An 18,968-nucleotide genomic window follows, 5' to 3' on the forward strand; every position below is an offset into this window, starting at 1 on the left:
TCGGGGGTAGTCGCGCGCGAGACTGTCTCGCCCGGGTTCGGCTTGGCGCCGGCGGCCGGGTTCGGCCGGACGTTCGCGTCGCTCGAGCCCGGTTTGGCGCTGACCGTCGCATCGCCCGAGCCGGACGGGTGTGGCAGGCTGCCGTCGATAGCCGGGAGCGGGGCGGACGGGTTCAGTTTGTGCGGCGTGAAGTGACTCTTGACCCCCTCCACGCTGCCGCTCAACGCGCCCGCCATCCCGCCGACGACCATGGCGAGATCGAAATCCCAGTTGCCGGTCATGAGTCCACCGGCGGCATAGCCCGCACCCATGCCCGCGGTCCCCGCGACGATGGCGCTCGCACCTGCTCGCCACGCGGCACCCCACGCGCTCTTCGGTGCGGTCATCGCGCCCGCGAACGCGTAACCCACCGGGAAGGCAACGAGCGCGCTGATGCCCGAGATGGCGGTGGTGATGCCGACCTGTGCCCAGTCGATGGAATCGCGATGTCCGCGTCCGATCTGAATGCCCTGAACCACCAGCTCCTGCGCGGCACCGGTGGCGGTGCCGAACGCGACACCGATGGCCGCCTTCTTCGCGAACGAGACGAGGGCCTGCCGGGTGCCCATGGCGGCGAGACGACTCAATAGCGTGGTGGCGGCGACGCGTGTCGCGGCCTGTCCCGCTGTCTCGATCGCGCCGATCGTCGCGGCGCCGAACAATGTCGACAGGGCCCAGGCGATTTCGATGGCGACGATGACCAGTGTGGTGAGGATCTGTAGCTTGCTGTACTCGATCTGGGCGCCGCCATCTCTGGCGTACTCGCCGAATTCGTGGAGGCGCTTGGCCATCGCTTCGATCGAGGTATCACCGGCGAACAGGCCCGCGAACTCGGTGCGCATCGCCTCGGCCCCGTCGCCGGAGTAGGACATCAGCGTTGTTCTGGTGGCGTCCTGCAACTCTGGAATGATCGCGCGCAGTTCCCGCGCGGCGGCCTTCCATTCCTGGTCGATCTCGAACAGTTGAGTTTCGTCGCCCTCCGGCCAGGCCGAACCCGCGATCCAGCTGGTCCACTCCAGCCAGGAGGGAATCGTGACCGTCATCGACTACCAATCGGCGTCGGCGACGACCGACCGGTGCACGGGTTGCGGCACGACATCATCGAACTGGGTGACATTGTCCCGCTGTCGATCCGGATGGCCGGGTGGCGTGGTCGGCGCGGTGCGCGGTTGGAGACTCGAATCGCGCAGATCCGGCAGTCCTGGCACCATCTCGGACAGGCTGGGCAGCCGTGACCGCTGCTTCTGCAGCGGCTGAAACAGCTGTTCGGCTTCGGCTTTCACCTTTGCCGCCGCGGACTGCGCCGCCTCGGTCATGGCCGCGGCGATCTCGTCGTAGGTCAGGTCGGCGATGTCGTCGGCGAAGGTGGTGTCGATCAGTACACCATCGGCGTTGACCGTGACGCGGATTCGCTTATCGCATGCGGTGGCGCTCGCGGTGAGCTGAGCTCGCTGCTCATGGGCGCTCGCGAGCGAGCGCACGTGAGCCTGAACGGTATCGATCAGGTCGGCGAGATCCGATTTCGCCGCTTCGTTCGCCATGACTTTCTCCTGCGGCATCCGGATTTGCGGTAATGCGGCGCACATGCGGCATCATGTGGCAACGTTACCCATGAACCATCGGGCGTAAGCGCCCTCGAAGTCGTTGCGCGCCTGGATATCCTGCGCTTTCCCGCGGCGATGATGCATGAATGACGGCGAAATGAGGTCCACTCGGGCCGATAGCGCTCGGTGATCCGGCGATGAGCTCACGATGATCCGCCGATGAGCGACCCGGGTGTTCAATTCTAGTGCGCGACGGCTGCTCTCAGTGGCGTGGTGGTCCGAGATCGCAGTGTGCAGAGATTGTCGACGGGAGTAGCGGTGGTCAGCCAACCGGGTTCGTGGTCCTATTTCGAACAGCAGGCGAAGGACAAGTACCTCCAGCTCGACCCGGGTGTCGCGCTGGATGTTGCGAAGGCTATTGCGGAACTGATCACCCGGACCGAACGCTTCAAGAATTGGGTCGGTCAGACGCCGAAGGTCGTCGGAATCGGGAATCGGGATTCGGGCAAGGCGCTCGCGAAGAAATTCGACGACAAGACTGTCCAGCTCGGCGCCGTGCTCGGCAAGCATCTCACGGTGCTCACCGATATGGGTGAGACCTTCGTTGCCGCGGGCAAGGCTTTCGCCGCGAACGAACATGATTCGGCTGACTGGTTCAAATCACTCGACGACATATCTTTCAAACCATCCCCGCCGAATGTGATACTCATTCCCTCGACCGATAAGACGCATCCAGGGGGAGCCAAACCGAACAAGCCGACTATTCCTAAGTTTGGCGCCGGGATGGATAAAGCCACCATTGATCCGGATCCGGCGAGCAGTATGTCATGGTCCATGCTGTACAGCCTTGCGCAGTCGATCGATGTGAACACCATGATGACATTGAAGTATGTCTGGGAGACGACGGCCAAAGAGTATGTCGATGATGCGGGCAAGCTGCAGGACAAGTTCAAAGAGATAAAAGAGAACCGCTGGACGGGCAAGGCTGCTGCCGCGGCGCACAAGGCGGTCGGTCAATATTACTCGTCGGTGCAAGAGCTGCGCGACACCATGAAAATAGTCATCGACAATGCTCAATATACCGCGGACTGGCTGAATGCGACGTGGACTCAGTTGGGAGTCATGCCCGCGCAGGAGGACGAGAAAACGCTCGCGGCATATCGCGAGATCTATGACAAGGTATTCCGCGAGGGTCTGCAGAATTCCGATCAGCTGTTTCCGCGACTGCCCGAACCGGCAGGGGCGGATAAGCCGCCCACGGACAATGGGCCCAAAGATAAGTCGCCCACGGACAATGGGCCCAAAGATAAGTCGCCCACGGACAATGGGCCCAAAGATAAGTCGCCCGCGAACAATGGGCCCAAAGATAAGTCGCCCGCGGACAAGGGACCTGGAGACAAGGGGCCAGGCGGCGAGAGTTCGCCAGGTGGGAGTGGCCCAGGCAGCGGTGGCGGGTCAGGTGGTGGCTCGGCCCCGGGGACGTCGAAGCCGGACGATCCGAAACCGGGTGATCCCAAGCCGGGTGATCCGAAACCGGGTGATCCCAAGCCGGGTGATCCGAAACCGGGTGATCCCAAGCCGGGTGATCCGAAACCGGGTGATCCGAAACCGGGTGATCCCAAGCCCGGCAACCCCGGTGGATCGCCGCGGCCTGCTCCGGACCCCGGATCGGCGAACCAGAACATCATCGGCCCGCTGATCAGCGCATTCTCCCAAGGGATTCAGGCCGTGGGGCAGACCGTGGGGCAGATCGCGCAGGCGGCTGTGCAGATCCATACCGCCAACCTTGCCGCCGGGCTGAAGGTGCCGGAGCTCGGTGGTGTTCCGGGTGCGGGCATTCCCGGTCCGAAGGGGGGTGGTCAGGTATTGCCGTTGGCAGCTGAGGTGCCCTCGGTCACGCCGCCGCAGGCATCGAAACTTTTTCCGCGAGCGGCACTTCCGGCCCCAGATGGTCAAGTACTCGCGCCGCCTGGCAGCTGGGGCCCCGGTGCGGCGGGCGCTGGCGCGCCGGGATCCACTGGTACCGGCGGGCATTCGGCCGATCGGCGCAACAAGCCGGTGGAGCAGGAGTTCCTGGAGGAATTCGGCATCGAACCCGCCGCGGTCAAACCGGTGCTCGACTGATGTCCGCGACCTGGTCGTTCAGCGATCTCGACTTCATGGTGCTGTGGGAGCGGAACACCGACCTTCCGCTGCCTTATCCGTTCACCTACACCTGCCGATACACCGGGCACAACGAGTACGAGCGGGCGAAAGTGCAGGTGTGGGAACGGTTGCGCGACAGCGTGCCGACCGAGGTTGTCGGTGCGATCGAAACGGTATGTCGGCCTGACGTATTCGTGAGCGCTCGGGGCTGGTGTGCAGACGATATGGATAACCCGGGCAAACGGATCCGAATCGTCGCCGCGCGCTCCGCCGCATCCGGCTATGTGCTCAGCCAGCTGCCCGGCGAGACCGTAGGGCACAGTGGTGGTTACACCATCGCGGAATGTGATGCGCGCGGCCTCGGCGCGACGGTGGTCGCGGCCCTGCCCGCGGTTCCGGCCGGTAGACGATCCAATGTGCCGATCGTGGCCGAGCCGGAGGCCGACGACGACGGTGAGTACCGCGGCCCGCTGCTGCTCGACGGTGACGACTCCCGTGAGGTCAACAGCAGGCGGTTTCTGGAGCTGCCCGCAACGACCACCGGGGAGATCATCGTCCGGCAGGGCCGGTCGAAGTTCGGTCCGCGCGGCATCCTCGAGCAGGTGCTGAGCTGGCGCGACCTGCCCGACGACGGCCGCTATGTGATCGTCCACGATGACGACCCGATCGCTGTGGGGACCGGAACTCAGCGACTGATCGGAGTGCTGGACGAGGCGATCGATCTGATGGTGGATCGACTCGAAACCCATTGGGAAACAGGCGATTCGATAGCGGGAAGGCGATACGGTGGCTGACGATCCCCAGAAACCGCCCACGCCCCCGGACAAGCCCGCTAACCCGCCTGAGCTGACCATAGGCCAGATCCAGAAGCAGGTCGCCGATCGAGAACTCAAGTTCCAGCCCAGCGCCGCCAAGGAGTGCGCCGACGGTTGCAATGTGATGATCGGCATGCTGCTGGCCATCAAAAACGAGATCAGCAAGAAGGCCGCTACCCTACCCCAGCTCGGGTCGATGGATTCGGGATTCTTTCTGACCAAGGCGTTCAACGACAAAGCGGAAAACCTGGTCAAGATCCTGGAATCGCATGTCGCGCTGCTCACTGCGATGGGTGAGGCATTTCGCGATGCCGGACGGGCATATGGTGATGCCGACGGAAAGTCGGCCGACACGATGAAGTACCTGGACGGCATGAAGATCACGAAAGATCCGGCGCCGAATGTGGTCTATACGCCGCAGAAATACAAGCCGCCTTCCGACTCCGTCCCGAAACATGACTCGAACAATGGATCGGAAACGATAACCTTCGCGACCGAAACGCCGAGTGCTCAAGAATGGAACAAGCTCTACAAGCTTGGGCAGGAGCTGGGTGGGACACCTTCGAAAGCGCAATTGGCCGCAGAGGCGGGCGGCGCTTGGAAGTGGGGGCACGAGACGATCACCGCGTCCGTTACGGAACTCGACAAGCATCTGGTGACCGCGAAGGCCGACAAGTGGGAGGGCCCGGGGGCGACGGCGGCCGCCAGCGCGGTGAGCAAATACAGTGTCACGGTGAACAATTTGGCCGAAGGTATGAAGATCATGGCGGCCAATTTGAAGTACACATCGGAATGGCTGCATACTACGCGACTTTCCATGCCGACCAAGCCGTATCCCGACCCGCCGAAAGAGAAGTACGTTCACTGGAACAACAGCAATCGGCCCGGTGATCATGAAGGCAGGGGTGACGGCGTTTATATCGTCGATGAGGCGCGGAAGCTTCCCGGGTATCAGGAAAATTTCAAGGTGCACTACGCCGACGGTATAGACAATAGTAAGAAGGAGTTCGTCAGTCTTGTCGCGCCGCCCGCTATAGGGGGTGGCGGCAATAAAGACGACAACAAACCCGGTGACAGCAAAAATGGTGACAATGACATCGATGTCGACAAGAGCGGTGGTGACGAAAAGCCCGACCTGAGCGATTTGCTGAAGACGCTCTTTCCCGATGGGGGCGGAGATATCGGCGGCGGGTCGGGCGTTCCGGATGTGGATGTCCCGCCGCCGCCGAACGTGGATGTCCCGCCGCCGCCGAACGTGGATATCCCGTCACCGTCGAGCGCGGACGTTCCGATGCCGTCGGGCGCGGGTGTTCCACCACCGCCGAGTCTGGACATCCCACCGCCGACAATCGGAGGTCCGATGCCGGATGTCGATATTCCGCCGCCGCCCTCGGCCCGCTCGGGCCCGCTACCCGAGTACACGCCGCCCGTGTCGAGCCCATCCGTTCCCGGTCTGCCCACCATTGGTGGACCGTCATCCCGCGATGGCGCGCCGGGTTCCGGGAACGGCCCGGGATCGGAGGCAAAGGATGCCGCGAGCCAAGCCGCCAATGCCGCGAGCCAAGCCGCGCAGGCGCAGGCCGCGGAGCGGATGCGTGCCGCCGACGCGGCCGCCAAGGCGGATCAGGCAGCCAAGGCGATGGCTGGACTGCCCGGGGTACCGAGGCTGGACGGGACGAGTGGATCGGGCGGACCGGGCGGACCTGGTAGTCGCGCGGGCGCGATCGGTGGCGGTCCCGGCGCGGGGCCGTCCGCCCCCGGTGCTTCGCAGTCCTCGAAACTTTTCCCGCGCGTGGCACTTCCGGGCGCCGCCGCGGGCCTACCGGTGGGCGCGGGCGCCGCGGGGCCAGGCATGTCGGGCGCGGGCGCCGGCATGCCGCCCGGCGCTCCGGGTGCGGGTGCACCGGGCGCGGCCAACCAGGGCAAGGGGGAGCACAAGCGCGCCAAGTATCTGGATTCCAAAGAACATCTCGAGGAAGGATTCGGCCCGTTGCCTCCCGCGATGAAGCCAGTGATCGAGCCGTCGCCGTGACGAGAACGCTGACAGATCTCGAATTCAGTGCGGTGTGGGAGCGGTATACCGGCGAGCGGCTGCCGACGCCGTTCACCTTCATGAGTCGCACCCCATGCCGGGAGGATTACGAGCGCGAGGTGCATCAGGTGTGGCAGCAGTTGCGCGCCGATGGATTCCTGGCCCAGATGGTCCAGACTCTGCACCTCCCCGACGTTTACGTTGCGGTGGACGGCTGGGATCCCGCGGATTGGGAGAATCCGGCCGGTCGGATCCGGGTGCATGCCGCGCGCGCGGGCTCGAGCGCCTATGTGGTAACCCAGCTGCCCGGTGAAACCATCTGGCACAGTGGCGGATTCACGATCGCCGACATTCAGCCACGCGGTATCGCGGCGGCGATCGTTGCCGCACTGCCCGAGACCCCGCCGGGCCAGTGGGGCAACGTGACCATCGTGGAGGGGCCCGAGCCCGACAGCTCCTTCCATCAGACCAGGTCGATCGTGGCCGATGAGGGCGATGCTTCGCTGGAACGCAGCACGCGGTTCCTCGGCGCGCCGACCACATCCATCGGCATGATCACGGTCTGCCAGGGCAGGTCGAAGTTCGGGCCGCGCGGGATGGGGTCGCGGGCGCTGGGCTGGCGTGACCTGTCCGACGACGGCCGCTATGTGATTCCGGTCGGCGTCAATCCGGTTGCGGCGGGCGTCAAAGCGCGCAGGCTGATCGAGATGATCGACGAGGCGATCGGAGAAATGGTCGAACGACTCGAAACACACTGGGAAGCAGGGGATTCAGACTCTCTTCGGGAAAGGAACCGGTCGGCGAGCGCCGGGTGGTGATCGCTGATCAACGGCAGCATCGGCGGTCCGGTCAGCCTTCGAGGAGCAGGGTTACCGGGCCGTCGTTGATCAGCTCGATGTGCATGTGCGCGCCGAACCGTCCGGTGGCGACGGTGGCGCCGAGGTCGCGCAGCGCCTGCGCGAAGGCGTCGACCAGTGGTTCGGCGATCGCGCCGGGGGCGGCCGCCGACCAGGAGGGGCGGCGGCCCTTGGCGGTGTCGGCGTAGAGGGTGAATTGGCTGACCACCAGAATCGGGGCGTCGAGATCGGCGGCGGAGCGTTCGCCGTCCAGGACGCGCAGCCGCCAGAGCTTGTCCGCCAAGGCTTTTGCCGTCGCCTCGGTGTCGTCATGGGTCACGCCGACAAGCGCGAGCAACCCGTGCGGTGCACCGTGTGCGGCGGGGTCGATCCGGCCGACGATCTCATCGTCGACGGATACCGTGGCCATGGTTACTCGTTGCAGCAGGATTCGCACATCGGTGGATCATGCCCTGCCCGCCGGTGGCATCGGCGGGTGGTCCGGTCAGCGGCGGGGCCGATGATGGTTCGCTGATCCGCGGGTGATGGATTCGGAAACCGAATTCTGTTGCGCGACATCGGGAATTCACCGCTGTGCGGTGTCGTGGAGATCCGATGACCGGTGAACCGTGGAGTGGCGATGACCAACGAGCGAGCTAAGGCCGATATGGCGACCATGCTGGAAGGTCTGCAGGAACAGCTGAGCGGGCTCGCGCAGATCCAGCAGCGGCGCGCCATGCTCACCGGCAGCGCGGTCGCGTGTGACAAACGCATCTCGGTCACCGTGAACGCCGACGGGGTGCTTGTCGAAACCAGGTTCGCCGACGATATCGGGGACCTCACCTTCGACGAGATCGCGAGCGCGATGACCAGCGCCGTCCAGGAGGCGGCCGCCGATGTGGCGCGGCAGAACCACGAGCTGATGGCGCCGCTGCTGGAACGTAAATCGAAGCTGCCGCCGTTGTCCTCGCTGGTGGAGGGTGCGCCGGACCTCGACGCGGTGATCCCGGTTGCGCCACCGGCCTCACTCGCACCGCCCGGGTCGCCCGAACGCGTCGAAAAGCAGGCGGGCGGACCGATGTTCAGCGATACCGTCGAGCTCTCGCGGCGCTCGGTCATCGTGGATTCCGACTGGTGAGCAGGGACGGACAATGGGCCTCGAGCTTCCCGACGGGTTGCAGGGTCTCGCCTGGATCGCCGGATCGAAGTGGCCTGCGGGCGATGAGACCAAGATGTGGGCGGTCGCCGATGCGTGGAAGGACGCGAGCGGCGAACTGAAGGTGCTGCTGGAGGCGGTCGCCGGAGCCAAATCCGCCACTATGGACGCGTATTCGGAGGGGCAGGCCCGTACGCAGATGGGCGCCAGGTTCGATCAGCTGCTGACCGGCGATCATTCGGTCGAGACGCTGGCGAAGCTGTTCGCGGCCATTTCCGATTCCGCCTTCGACCTCGGTACCGAGCTGGAAGCGACCAAGATCAACATCATTGTGTCGCTGGTCTGGCTGCTGCTGGAAATCATCTGGGCTTGGGTGTTTCCGGTGACCGCGCCCGCCGCCGAAAAGGCGGCCATCACCACCACCCGCTCTATCCTCCGGGTGGTCGAGGACAAGCTGGCCAAGTGGATCGAGAACATCGCGCGGAAACTCGGCGCGTCCGCCGAGAAGCGCTACTTCTTCAAGACCATCACCCAGGGGAAGTTCGTGCTGCCCACCGCGAAAGGGTGGGGCGTGTACGGCGTGAAGTTCTTGGAGTCCGGCCTCACGTCGATGGCATTGGACGCGAGCGTGCAGGTCGGGCAGCTCCGGGCGGGACATCGCAGGGCGTTCGACGGGCGGCAGCTGGGAATCTCGCTGTTGTCCTCGCTGGCGGGCACCATCCCGGGACGAGAGTTCGCGCGCTACGCGGGTTTCGGGCTGGACAAGCTGATCAGCAATCGGATTGCGGGTAAGACCGGGGTCCCTGCGCTCCGCGGGGCGCTTATCGGTGCGGGGTCGGGTGTGATCAGCACGGCGATGGGCAACTTGGCCGTCGGTGTGACGACGGGATCGTGGGATTCGTTCGGCTCACCGGCCGGCTGGGTCGGTGGCGCGTCCAGAGGGGCGACCGTCGGTGCGGCGCGTGGCGCGTTCACGATGCGATCGGTGTCGAGCCGCGACATTCGCCGGTTCGCCTGGGCCAGCAAGCCTTCGGACGGATCCGCGCCCGCACCGGCCGCGCCCGTGCCGAGTGTGCAGACGCGGCAAGGCGGTTCGCGTGCGGGATCGGTCAACGGCGAGGTGCCGCAGTCCGTAGCCGGGGCCGGGGCCGTAGCCGGGGCCGGGGCCGGGGCCGGGGCCGTAGCCGGGGCCGGGGCCGGGGCCGTGCAGAGTGGCGGATCCCACGGGTCGGTGCGTGCGCCGTCGGCGGACGCGAATGCGAATCAGAGTGTGCGTGCGCCATCGGTGGATGGGAACCAGGGAGTGCGTGCGCCGTCGGCGCATGACAACCAGGGTGTGCGTGCGCCGTCGGTCAACGGGAATCAGTCTGTGCGCGCGCCGTCGATGCATGAGAACCAGGGTGCGCGGACAGCGGCGGGCGGTATCGGAAATCGCGGTGCACAGCACGGGAATTCGGCTGACGCGCCCGCAGGCGGTGACGGGTCTTCGGCGCGCACTCGCGATTCGCTCGGCCAGTCCTTCCACGATGCGCGCTCGACGATGTCGTCGAACAGCTCGGGCACCAGGAACTCGAATTCATTTGTGACGGCACGTAGTTCCATCGGGTCGAGCGTGTCGGGTGCGATGGCCCATGGCAGCACAGGCGGTGCCGGGGCGTCCACTGCCGCGGGCTCCGCGGCGTCGAGTGTGGCCTCGGGTCCTGTGGCGTCGAGTGGGGGGACGGGGCACGCAGCGCCGCGCGTCGGTGGTGGGGCGCCGACCTCATGGGGGTCGTCGGTGGACGCCAATGAGCCCGCTAGAGCTGCCGCACCGGCACCGGCACCGGCACCGGCACCGGCACCGGCACCGGCACCGGCACCGGCGGCGGAGCGGTTCGTGGCCGCGGGTACGGAGGTGAGCGAGCGGCCATTCCTCGGACCTGGCAAGGATCTGAAGGCGAAGACGCGGCCGAAGGTCATTGTCGACTGGGGGCCGCTGCCCGGGAAATTCGAGGCGCCACCGGCGCCGAGTGCCGGTGATTGGCTACCTGACCACATGGACGATCCCGGGCGCACACGGAATCCGGGCCAAGGACCCGTGCCCGGGCCGAATCCACCGAAACCTGATCCAGGCAACGGCGATCATCCTCCTGGCCCTGGCCCTGGCCCTGGCCCTGGCCCTGGCCCTGGCCCTGGCCCTGGCCCTGGCCCTGGCCCTGGCCCTGGCCCTGGCCCGGCACCGAACCCAGGCCCGGCACCTGGGCCGAATCCAAACCCGAGCCCGAGCCCGAGCCCGAGTCCGAGTCCGAGCCCGAATCCGGGCCCGAGCCCGAATCCGAGTCCGAGTCCGAGTCCGAGCCCGAATCCGAGTCCGAGCCCGAGCCCGAATCCTGGGCCGCCGCCGAAACCTGATCCGGGACACGGTTATTGCCCGCCGGGGCATAAGCCGCGGGCGGGTGACGCGGCGGATGTCGATGTGGCATTCCAGTTGAGCGCGGACAGTCGCCAGGAGCGGCGCGACAACGAAACAGACAGGAGTAACAGGAATGGCTGACACGGTTACGGTGGATCCGGTCAAATTGCGGTCGGCCGCGAACAAGTCGGCGGCGATCCACGACCAGATGAAGACCACACTCGCCAATTTGGAGACTAAGCTCAACTCGGCCGGATCTCCTTGGGGAGCAGATGGTTTCGGTGACAAGTTCGCCAAAGGCGAGAAGGGGTACATCGCCGCGCGCGACAGTCTTTTCCTCGGCAGCCAGAGCATGGCGAAGACGTTCGGCGAGCTCGCGACGGGGCAGCGGGACGCGGCACACAACTTGGACGGTCAGGAAGCCCTCAATACCCGGGACGCGCAGCTGCGCACCTGACGACCCGGGGGATCGGCGCTCGGTTCACCGTCAAGGAGTCGTCAGGGACATCGAAATCGACCCGCGGGGACGTGTTGAATTCCGCTGTGGAACGGGCTGACTGGGCCCATCGTGCGGAGGGTGTTCGGTGTCGATCTACATGCCCGATGAATTGCAGTGGCTCGGCTGGGTCGCCGGTTCGGCATGGCCGAAGGGCGACGAGGACACGATGTGGGGCATCCGCGACGACTGGAACGAGGCCAGCCGGGCATTGCGTGCCTTGCTGGCCGATCTCGACGTCGCGGCCGATGCGACGCTGGCGGCCTACCCGGGCGGCGACGGGGTCGAGCAGATGCGCGACGCGCTCCATAAGCTCACCGCCGGTGACCAATCCGTCGCGCACCTAGCCGAATTACTGGGCAGCGTAGGCGAATCCGCCGACGCGCTCGCTACCGAGATCGAGTACACCAAGCTCCTGGTCATCACGTCGCTGGTCATGCTGCTCATCGAAATCGCGATGGCGTGGCTGTTTCCACCGACCGCGGCCGCGGCGGAAGCGGCGGCTGTCGCCGCGACGCGCGGCACGATGCGGTTGATCGCCGGTCGGATGGCCACCGCCATCGAACGGGTCATCACCAAGCTGGCCGGACCGACGGTGGCCAGGTTCATCGTGCGGAAGTTCATGCCGCAGGCGTTCCGCAGTGCCGCGGTCAGTGCCGGGTTGGGGGCCGGACAGGATCTTGCCATCCAGGTGGGGCAGAACATCGCTGGTCACCGCACCGGGGTGGACTGGAAGCGGGTCGGCATCACCGCGGCCACCGGCGCGGCGGGTGGTGTGGTCGGCGGCTTCGCCGGCAGTGGCCTCAACAAGTTCGGCACGTGGGCGATCGGGAAGGCCCCGGCAAGCTGGCGTCTCATGCCGACTGTTGTCGGCCGGAGCTCATGGCAATCGGTCGCAGTGCACACCGGCAAGGGCATCGTCGTCGGCGCGGGGGCCGGTGTCGCGGGCGCGCTCACCTCTTGGACGGTCGGCGCGGCCATTACCGGTGGCCCGGTCTTCCCCGTCGACCCGATGGCACTGGTCAGTGGTGCCTCGATGGGTGCGTTGACGGGTGGCAGCAAGGGGTTTCGCGATACCTTCCGAAAGCTGCCCACCGCAGGACAATTCACCGCACCCGGTGCGGGCCGAGTCGCCGCCCGCACTTTCGGCGACGGCTCGGCCCCGATCCGTACCAATACTCCGAGTCATGCGTCCGGTGAAGGGGCGGGTACTCAGCATTCGACCTCGGTCGGTAACGGCGGCACAGGTGTCGGCACCAGCGGCCGCACTCCAGCCGACGGTCGGGGCGCCGGTCAGACCAGCACCAGCTCGGCCGATCGCGATCAACCGTCGTCTCGCGCACCCGTTTCGAGTCACAGCCAAGCGACCTCGGCGACCGGTAATGACAGCCACCAATCTGGTGGTGCCGGTACGAATCGCGACGTAGTGGCTTCTTCCAGGCCGGACAGGGCGACAGCATCGGGATCGTCGAATTCCGCAGGGTCCCAACACATTGGTGGCGCCTCACAGCACGGTGCGGCGGATTCGAGGGCCAGCGGCGGTGGGCATGGTCAAGCTGGTGGTCATTCACAGGACGGCCGGTCGCAGCCATCGGGGGCATCGGGTGTTGGTCCCAGTGCGGGAGGGCACGTCGCCGCCGGGAGTTCCGGGTCGAACAGTGGCGCCGCTGCGCCGGTGCAACACGCGGCCGCGTCGTCCGGTGGATCCGTAACATCCTCGAGCGGACCCGATGTCGGTGCGGCGCGCGGCGGGAGCTCAGGAACTGTCGGCGAGGCGCGCCCGACCGCCGGTGACGTGCGGTCCCAATCCGCCACGTCGGCAACGACATCCGGGCCTCGGCCCGGTGCGGGGGCGGCGCAGACCGGCCCCGGCGGTGACGGTCACCAACCGGCAGCGCATGTCGGTGCGAGCGAAGGTCCGGTGCGCCAGGACATCTCCTCGGCGCACGGCTCCGATGCTCGATCATCCGGATCGACAGGCTCGGAGTCGGGGTCGTTCCACACGGCGGAGGGCTCACTGTCGGATTCGGGGACCTACGCGACGGCGCCGGACACGATGAGCGGGCAGCCCGGTGCCGCGGCAACCACGCCCGGTGGCCGATCCCAGACATCATGGTCGTCCTCGGTGGATGGTGGTTGGTCGACGCCCAATACACCCGCATCGCAGTCGGGATCGGCCGGTCAGGGGCACGCGCCCGCGGCGACATCTCCGGCGGCGACCCCGCAGGCGCCGCCGAAAAGGCCACTGCGGGAACCGACATCCGAATTGCCGTACACACCGAGGTACTTCGGTGTGCCGCCGATCGATACGTATGAGGCGCCCGCACCGCCAGAGATGTGGTCGCCTGCGCCCCAACCGGATCCGCGACCTGAGCCGCCCAAGCCTGTTCCGCCTCAGCCCGAACCTCCCCAACCTGTTCCGCCTCGGCCTGAACCTCCCCAACCTGTTCCGCCTCGGCCTGAGCCGCCCAAGCCTGCTCCGCCGCGACCCGAGCCGCCCAAACCTGTTTCACCGCATCCGCATCCGCATCCGCCCGCGGATCCGTGCCGTCCGGTGCCGCCTGCGGAGCCGGATCCATGCCCGCCGGATCCGCCGTCGCGACCGGATCCAGCTGTTCCGCCACGAGCTTCGTAACCGTCGTGCTCGGCGGATCTCTGCTGCGCGGACAGTTTTCGGTGGATTCGACCGGAATCTGCCTCGGGGGTCGGAAAAGTGTCCGCTCGGCAGAGGCTCCGTCAAAGAGTCGTCAATACCGCTGACGCGGGCTGAGCCCCGAGTCTGGTGCGGGAGCGAGCGGGACCTGCCGTGATGGAGCATGGCGGGTGTCTGGCCGATTTCCCTTGTCCGGCAGCCACTATCAGGGCGTCGTAAATTCCGCTTCCGCAGGCTGTTCGGGGACTCGGCGCGCATGCGATCGTCGGATCCGGTTGGAGCGTGGCGAAAGGTGTTCGGGATGGCGAGCAAGATCGAGATCAGTCCTGCGCGATTGCTGGGTGCGGCAGGCGAGATGGAGATGTTGCAGGTCAAGGTGGACGGCATCCTGGCGAAGCTGGAGGCATCGCTGCGGGCCAGGGGTGAGGCATGGGGTGACGACAGCTACGGCAATACTTTCGCCGCGGGGGACAACGGTTACGTGAAGGCGCGGGCGAACCTGACCGAGGGCATGGGCAACGTCGCGAAGACACTGGGCTCCTACGCGTCCGGGCAACGCAAGACGGCAAGGATGTTCAAAGACCAGGATCACATGTAGCGGCACGACATTGTCGATCTACCTGCCCAGTTCGCTGCATTGGCTCGGCTACGTCGCCGGTTCGGCGTGGCCGCTGGGCGACGAAGACGAGATGTGGGGCATCGCCGACGATTGGCGCACGGCCAGCGATGAGCTGATGAAGTTGCTGCCGGACCTCGCCCATGCGACAAAGGCGACCGCCGACGCGTACCCGTGGGGTGACGGCGTCGAAGCCATCAAGACGCGGCTGCGGGCGCTCGAATACGGGGACGGCTCCGAACAGGACCAATCCATCGAGCATTTGGCCGATATCCTCGCCACGGTCGCCGCATCCGCGGACGCGCTCGGCACCGAGATCGAGTACACCAAGATCCTGGTCTACAGCACGCTCGCAATGCTCGCCGCAGAACTCGCCTTCGCGGCCTTGTTTCCGGGGGCGGGGCATGCGGTGGCCATCGCGTCGTCCCGTGTCGCGTGCCGGATCATCGGCCAGCGCGCGGTCGCCGCCATTCGTGATTATGTGACCAGGGCGGCGCTCGGCAAGGTGGCGAAGTGGTTGGCGCAGAACGTCATTCTGAGCGCGGGTATCGCCAGTGCGCAGGATCTCGCCATCCAGGGCTATCAGCGGACCGTCGGGCGACGCACCGAGATGGACTCGGAGCGGGCCGGAATGACCGCCATGGCCGGTGGTGTCGGCGGTCTGTTCGGTGGCGGGGCAGGCGCGCTGCTCGGCAAGGCAGCCCATGCGATACCCATGCGAACCAACGGCTGGACCGGCGCGGCCAGAGGGGCCGTGGTCGGCGCGAGCGCGGGCGTCATCGGCGGCGAGGCGGCATACGCCATCGGCGGCCTGGTTGACGGCTCATTGACGAACTGGAATCCGCTGACCTGGGATCCCCGGGTCGCCACCAGCGGTGCGTCTTTCGGCGGTCTCGTCGGTGGCGCCAAGGGATTCCGGCACGGGGTGGCCGTACATGGTCCTGGCGCAACGGGGTTCAGCGCACCTGAAGCCGCGGCGTACGCCGGTCGGGGCGGCGGCGACGGCAGTACGGCACACGATCCAACGGGAAGTGGTTCGCGTCCTGCGGCTCCGGCGGCGAACGGTGCGGCGGTGCGTGGCCAAACCGGAGGCCGCCCAGAGCGACCGGCTGCCACATCGGGTGAAAGACGGTCTGTGGGCGACGGCACCCATTCCCCGTCGGCCGCGCCACCCAAGGCTGTCGATCCGGCGGGTGCCGGGCCCGACCCGCGGCGCTCAGCGGGTATCGAAGGTCAACCGGCGGGAAATGAGGGTCATTCCGCAGGGGCGGAGAATCGAGCCGGTGTGCCCGAGCGACCGGGCGCGGCACGTGATCATGGAGCGACCGGCGAGCCGCTACAGGCACGCCGCGCGGCGGACTCCGACACGGCGACAACCCGTTTCGACGAGTTGCAGCGGCGCATCGACGAGCGTTTCGACGACGCCGCACGCCGTGCGGACCAGCGTTTCGACGAGAGCGATCGTCGCAGGAACGAGAGTTTCGACGAGGCGGACCGCAGGCGCGACGCCGACTTCGACAAGGCCGAGCAGCGCATGAGGCAGCGTTTTGCCGAGGCCGAGCGACAGTTGAACGAGGAGATCGACCGCCAGAACTCGCGGAGCGCAAGCGAATTCGGCCACGAATCGGCACCGGACCGGCACACCGCTGATCCGGCGACCTCGCCGCGCACCACTCCCGATCCGGACGGCGCGATCCCAGCGCCGCGCCCCGATCTCGACCCCGACGGCGCCACCTCTGCACCCGAACCGGCCCCTGCGACCCCGGCCAAGCCCGAAGCGCCGGAGACGGCATCGCAGATCCCGTACACCCCAAGATATTTCGCGCTGCCGCCGATTCCGGCGTACGAAGCGCCCGCACCTGCTCCCGACAGCACCTGGAACCACAATCCCCACCCCCAACCGGCCCCACCTCCCGCGCCTGAGCCGACCCAAAAGCCGATTCAGCCCCCTGCTCCCACGCCGAGCGCGAAACCGACTCCCGCGCCGGTACCGGAACCCAGCCCCTTCCCGACACCGAGCCCCGGGCGTACCTCACCCTCGATGCCGAGTTCCAGACCTGCTCCGGACCCGACGTCGCCACCGGATTCCAGGCCCACCCCGACGCCGAGCAGCATCCCTACGCCGACGCCGACGCCGACGCCGACGCCGACGCCGACGCCGACGCCGACGCCGACGCCGACGCACATCCCGACGTCGCCCACCCCGACGCACATCCCGACGTCGCCCACCCCGACTTCGGTGCCGTCGCCGACTCCGGAGCCGACGCTTACCCCGACGCCGATTCCGACTCCGGACTCGACGCCGACTCCGGACTCCGGGCCGACGCCCACACCTGCGCCGACGCCGGATTCCAGGTCCATCCTGGCGCCGAGTCACCTCCCGACTCCGCGCCCCATGTCTACCTCGGCGTCGACGCCTATCTCGACGCTGGAACCCAGCCCCATGCCGAGACTGGAACCGGCGCAGCGGCCGGACCCCATACCTGTGCTCGTGTCGGAGCCCATGCCCGCGCCTGTGCCGGACCCCGGGTCCGCGCACGTGTCGGAGCCCATATCCGCGCTCGTGTCGGAGTCCATGCACACATCGGACCCGGTACCCACTTCAACTCGGGATCCGAGGTCCGCGCCGACTCTTTCGCTTGAACCGACACCGGTTCTCGAACCAACCCGGCCGGACTCGATACCTGTGCACTCGCCGGACCGCACGCGGTCGTCGGACCCGGGGCATGAGCAGACCCCGCGTGGACATATCAGGAGGTCGGATGACGAATGAGGGTGCCAAGGAGCAATTGGCCGAGTTGCTGGCGGATTTCGATCAGCAGATGGGCATGATCGCGCGGGTTCAGCGGCAGCGCGCGATGATCACCGGTCGTGCGACGGTGCGCGGGCAGCGGGTGACCGTCACCGTCAACGTGGACGGCACGGTCATCGACACCAGGTTCGGTACCGATATCGCGGACCTGAGCTACGGCGAGATCGCCAAGGCGATGACAGAGGCGGCGCAGCTTGCCGTCGCCGACGCTACGCGACAGGAGCAGGAAGTCATGGCGCCCTTGCTGGCCCAGCGGGAGCGGATGCCCAAGCTGCACGACTTGGTCGAAGGGATGCCGGATCTGCGTGATCGGATCCCGCACGAGCCAACGGTATCGACCGAGCAACCCCGAGGCCGTCGCGGATTCGAGGAAGCAGCACCGGATTTCACGAATATCGAGCAGGTCGTCCCGCGCGGTGGCGGTGTGACCGACCGCGGCTGGTGAACGCCGGGCGAACGGATAGGCCGGTGCGTAACTGGCACTGCACTTTTCGTTCACGTTCGGTCAATGGGTGAGTTGCTCTCGACTGTCATCGTCGAGTCCGGAGTATCCGAAGTGAACGGCGCGGGTGACCGCGAGAGCACCCGAGGAGCGAACGGTCATGGCGGACGGCGTCGAGAACGATCCTGATCTACTGCGCAAGGCCGCGCAGCTCAAGACGGCACATGTACGTGATCGTCTCAAGGGTGTACTGACGAACCTGGATGCCGCACTGGCCGGCCGGGGCAGGCCATGGGGTGACGACAAGATCGGGCACCAGTTCTACAACGGTGCGCAGGGCTACGGCGTCGGCCGCGCGAACGCGCAAACCAACGTGAAGAACGCCGCGACGAGCTACGACAACTATGAGAAGGGGCAGATCAAGTCTGCCGACCTGCTCGCGCAGATGAACCAGGCCAACGCCTACTCCTTCGGGGGTTGAGCATGACCAACGACTTCGCGAAGGCCGAACTGGCCAGCGTGCTTTCGGAGGTCAAGCAGCAGTTCCGCTCGATCGCCCAGGTGCAGCAGGCGCGCGTGCAGCTCACCGCCAGCGCGACCGTGCGTAAGCGCGTCACCGTGACGGTCAATGCCGAGGGCACGATCATCGAGACCAAATTCGGTTCCGGCATCGAGGAATTGAGCTTTCCCGAGATCGCCCGAGCGGTGACGGCGGCGGCGCAACAGGCCAGTGCCGAGGTCGCTCGCAAGAACCAGGAACTGATGGCGCCGCTGCACGATCGCCGGGCGCGACTGCCGAAGCTGTCCGAACTCATCGACGGTCTACCCGACTTCGGCGCCGAGGCCCCGAAGTCGCCGCCGGTTCCGCTATTGCCGACGGGTGCCGCGGGTGATGAGAACGACAGCACGGCAATGGAATTCCGTGACGTCGAGGCGATGGTTCCGAATCACGACCGTGGAGTCACCGATTCCGTGTGGTGAGTGGCGCTG

The 18,968-nt window shown here is 66.6% G+C and carries 16 protein-coding genes (1 of these 16 only partly in view); 13 read left to right on the plus strand and 3 right to left on the minus strand.

Going from position 1 to position 18,968, the window contains the following annotated elements; translation table 11 throughout:
* Both ACIG5A_RS17795 and ACIG5A_RS17800 read right to left on the minus strand, forming a co-directional pair.
* Positions 1–1,082 carry the 5' end (the start) of a C2 family cysteine protease gene (locus ACIG5A_RS17795; protein ID WP_397241284.1) on the minus strand. The gene continues 26,236 nt to the left of window position 1, outside the view, so the window shows 1,082 of its 27,318 coding nt (coding positions 1–1,082); it begins with the start codon at positions 1,080–1,082; its stop codon lies beyond the left edge, outside the window.
* A gap of 3 nt (positions 1,083–1,085) precedes the next feature.
* A complete protein-coding gene (locus ACIG5A_RS17800) occupies positions 1,086–1,580 on the minus strand; it encodes a YbaB/EbfC family nucleoid-associated protein (RefSeq protein ID WP_397241285.1) in 495 nt (164 codons plus the stop codon).
* Between the two features lie 321 nt (positions 1,581–1,901).
* On the opposite strand from ACIG5A_RS17800, the gene ACIG5A_RS17805 reads away from it, so the two are divergent.
* Genes ACIG5A_RS17805 through ACIG5A_RS17820 form a run of 4 tightly spaced genes read left to right on the plus strand, consistent with a single transcriptional unit; the run spans position 1,902 to position 7,393 of the window.
* Complete coding sequence (locus ACIG5A_RS17805) at positions 1,902–3,707, plus strand: hypothetical protein (RefSeq protein ID WP_397241286.1); 1,806 nt, start codon at positions 1,902–1,904, stop codon at positions 3,705–3,707.
* Positions 3,707–4,522 (plus strand): ESX secretion-associated protein EspG, encoded by an 816-nt coding sequence (locus ACIG5A_RS17810; protein ID WP_397241287.1) that lies wholly within the window; start codon positions 3,707–3,709, stop codon positions 4,520–4,522. The genes ACIG5A_RS17805 and ACIG5A_RS17810 overlap by 1 nt, the downstream gene beginning before the upstream one ends.
* Complete coding sequence (locus ACIG5A_RS17815; protein ID WP_397241288.1) at positions 4,515–6,575, plus strand: hypothetical protein; 2,061 nt, start codon at positions 4,515–4,517, stop codon at positions 6,573–6,575. Before ACIG5A_RS17810 ends, ACIG5A_RS17815 begins: the two co-directional genes overlap by 8 nt.
* Positions 6,572–7,393 (plus strand): ESX secretion-associated protein EspG, encoded by an 822-nt coding sequence (locus ACIG5A_RS17820; RefSeq protein WP_397241289.1) that lies wholly within the window; start codon positions 6,572–6,574, stop codon positions 7,391–7,393. Before ACIG5A_RS17815 ends, ACIG5A_RS17820 begins: the two co-directional genes overlap by 4 nt.
* A gap of 31 nt (positions 7,394–7,424) precedes the next feature.
* On the opposite strand, the gene dtd is transcribed toward ACIG5A_RS17820, so the two are convergent.
* Positions 7,425–7,868: a D-aminoacyl-tRNA deacylase gene (gene dtd, locus ACIG5A_RS17825; protein ID WP_397241290.1), complete on the minus strand. Its 444-nt coding sequence runs from the start codon at positions 7,866–7,868 to the stop codon at positions 7,425–7,427.
* A 183-nt stretch (positions 7,869–8,051) separates the two neighbouring features.
* On the opposite strand from dtd, the gene ACIG5A_RS17830 reads away from it, so the two are divergent.
* From ACIG5A_RS17830 to ACIG5A_RS17870, 9 genes are all read left to right on the plus strand, one after another.
* Positions 8,052–8,549, plus strand: coding sequence for a YbaB/EbfC family nucleoid-associated protein (locus tag ACIG5A_RS17830; protein ID WP_397241291.1), 498 nt, complete (start codon positions 8,052–8,054; stop codon positions 8,547–8,549).
* 13 nt (positions 8,550–8,562) lie between these two features.
* Positions 8,563–11,100 carry a hypothetical protein gene (locus tag ACIG5A_RS17835; protein WP_397241292.1) on the plus strand — a complete coding sequence of 846 codons (2,538 nt, stop codon included), beginning with the start codon at positions 8,563–8,565 and terminating at the stop codon, positions 11,098–11,100.
* Positions 11,093–11,416, plus strand: a complete 324-nt coding sequence (locus tag ACIG5A_RS17840; RefSeq protein WP_397241293.1) for a hypothetical protein — start codon at positions 11,093–11,095, stop codon at positions 11,414–11,416. The genes ACIG5A_RS17835 and ACIG5A_RS17840 overlap by 8 nt, the downstream gene beginning before the upstream one ends.
* A 127-nt stretch (positions 11,417–11,543) precedes the next feature.
* A complete protein-coding gene (locus ACIG5A_RS17845; RefSeq protein WP_397241294.1) occupies positions 11,544–14,090 on the plus strand; it encodes a hypothetical protein in 2,547 nt (848 codons plus the stop codon).
* 319 nt (positions 14,091–14,409) lie between these two features.
* The gene (locus ACIG5A_RS17850; protein WP_397241295.1) at positions 14,410–14,706 is read left to right on the plus strand and encodes a hypothetical protein; all 297 of its coding nucleotides are present in this window, start codon (positions 14,410–14,412) and stop codon (positions 14,704–14,706) included.
* A 10-nt stretch (positions 14,707–14,716) separates the two neighbouring features.
* Positions 14,717–17,497, plus strand: coding sequence for a hypothetical protein (locus tag ACIG5A_RS17855; protein ID WP_397241296.1), 2,781 nt, complete (start codon positions 14,717–14,719; stop codon positions 17,495–17,497).
* Positions 17,487–17,981 (plus strand): YbaB/EbfC family nucleoid-associated protein, encoded by a 495-nt coding sequence (locus tag ACIG5A_RS17860; RefSeq protein ID WP_397241297.1) that lies wholly within the window; start codon positions 17,487–17,489, stop codon positions 17,979–17,981. Before ACIG5A_RS17855 ends, ACIG5A_RS17860 begins: the two co-directional genes overlap by 11 nt.
* A 124-nt stretch (positions 17,982–18,105) precedes the next feature.
* Entirely contained in the window at positions 18,106–18,459 is a 354-nt protein-coding gene (locus tag ACIG5A_RS17865) for a hypothetical protein (protein ID WP_397241298.1), read from the plus strand.
* A 2-nt stretch (positions 18,460–18,461) separates the two neighbouring features.
* A complete protein-coding gene (locus ACIG5A_RS17870; RefSeq protein ID WP_397241299.1) occupies positions 18,462–18,959 on the plus strand; it encodes a YbaB/EbfC family nucleoid-associated protein in 498 nt (165 codons plus the stop codon).
* Positions 18,960–18,968 lie beyond the last annotated feature (9 nt).

It is taken from the genome of Nocardia sp. NPDC052566, assembly GCF_044547285.1.
In the GTDB taxonomy this organism is placed as follows: domain Bacteria; phylum Actinomycetota; class Actinomycetes; order Mycobacteriales; family Mycobacteriaceae; genus Nocardia.

Coding starts and splice junctions, on each gene's coding strand:
- ACIG5A_RS17800 (WP_397241285.1), bottom strand. CDS start 1,580: ATGGCGAACGAAGCGGCGAAATCGGATCTCGCCGACCTGATCGATACC.
- ACIG5A_RS17810 (WP_397241287.1), top strand. CDS start 3,707: ATGTCCGCGACCTGGTCGTTCAGCGATCTCGACTTCATGGTGCTGTGG.
- ACIG5A_RS17830 (WP_397241291.1), top strand. CDS start 8,052: ATGACCAACGAGCGAGCTAAGGCCGATATGGCGACCATGCTGGAAGGT.
- ACIG5A_RS17835 (WP_397241292.1), top strand. CDS start 8,563: ATGGGCCTCGAGCTTCCCGACGGGTTGCAGGGTCTCGCCTGGATCGCC.
- ACIG5A_RS17840 (WP_397241293.1), top strand. CDS start 11,093: ATGGCTGACACGGTTACGGTGGATCCGGTCAAATTGCGGTCGGCCGCG.
- ACIG5A_RS17850 (WP_397241295.1), top strand. CDS start 14,410: ATGGCGAGCAAGATCGAGATCAGTCCTGCGCGATTGCTGGGTGCGGCA.
- ACIG5A_RS17860 (WP_397241297.1), top strand. CDS start 17,487: ATGACGAATGAGGGTGCCAAGGAGCAATTGGCCGAGTTGCTGGCGGAT.
- ACIG5A_RS17870 (WP_397241299.1), top strand. CDS start 18,462: ATGACCAACGACTTCGCGAAGGCCGAACTGGCCAGCGTGCTTTCGGAG.